Annotated in this window: 1 protein-coding gene; it reads right to left on the bottom strand. The window is 44.3% G+C overall.

What is annotated here, in order from left to right; translation table 11 throughout:
- Positions 1–215 precede the first annotated feature (215 nt).
- Positions 216–1,270: alpha/beta hydrolase (locus ACTXGO_RS14010; RefSeq protein WP_443541315.1), on the bottom strand; the 1,055-nt coding region annotated here is incomplete at its 5' end.

The raw sequence follows: 1,270 nt of genomic DNA, 5'->3' as shown, positions 1-1,270 counted from the left end.
AGCGGGACTACAGGCGATCAGAGACAGGCTCATTAATACGGCTAAGCTCGCTGTTTTAATTGATATAGAGTTTAAAGATAAGAACATAGGGGTTCCGTAGTAGGACTATATTTAGACTTTTACTTTGCACTGACTATAGTAGCAAGTTTGCGGCTAGCGGCTTGTCTAGGAATGGTGAGCGTTGTTTCTTAACCTTGTCATCAGCATATATTTGTCTAAATTTTGCTGTTTAAAAACGCATTGATAGCCCTATAAGTCTGCATGCAAACATCAGGGTTGAGGTTTTCCATATTGAGGTAAGCGTGAATAACCTTATCATAAGTGATGTGCTGCGCATCAACGCCTGCTTGGTTGAGTTTGGCAGCATAAGCGACGCCTTCATCATATAAAGGGTCAATGGCTGCATTGATAATAAGCGCAGGCGGCTGACCCTTGAGGTCGTCTAAACTGGCAAATAGCGCGGACTTAGCTTGTGTATCTTCATTGTTCTGAAAGTATTGGTTAAAATACCAGTCGATACGTACGCGGCTGAGCAAGTAGCCACTGGCATATTTTTCAACAGAGGGGCTACTCATTGTAAAGTCGACGCTAGGGTACATCAGCACCTGCGCGCTGATTTTCTCTATCATACCCGAGGCTTTTACCCTAGGATCACGTAATAGATTGGTTACTAGCGCGCCGCCATGACTATCGCCTGCGACCACTACCTTGTCTGTCATTATCTGACGACGAGCAAGTAGTTTATTGAGTCCAAGCAGCACAGTACAAGCGTCGTTTTGCGCGGCAGGATAAGGATTTTCTGGCGCTAAGCGATATTCTGGCGCGATAATAATGTGCCCAGTATATTTGGCCAAACGACATAAAATGTGATGATAAACAGAGACGCTACCTGCCGTACCACCGCCACCATGAAAGTACAGCATCACAGGTAGTTTGGTCGGCTCAGCTGGTTTGGTATCAGCGGGCAAGCTAGGATAAAAAAGCCGTACCGGTATATCATAAGTCGGCATGTCACCAGCATCTGTAGCTAGTCCATCACCTTTAATAATGTCGTCAATTATCAATGGGATATCTACTGCTTGGGTCACAAAGGTATGAGTCAAATTTGCCAGACCATCTCGTGCATTGATTGCATTAGGTACGCTACCTGTTTTGATAAAAGCAGGTAGCACTTGCTCGTTAAGTACCTTTAAATAATTGGCAACGGCGGGTAGTAAATCCGCCTCAATTGCATTATTTACCGATGTTTTTTTGTTCACAGTAGTCATAT

It is taken from the genome of Psychrobacter sp. T6-1, from assembly GCF_052258445.1.
The sequence above is the reverse complement of the archived record's forward strand: the minus strand, read 5'-3'. Positions and strand labels throughout refer to the sequence as shown.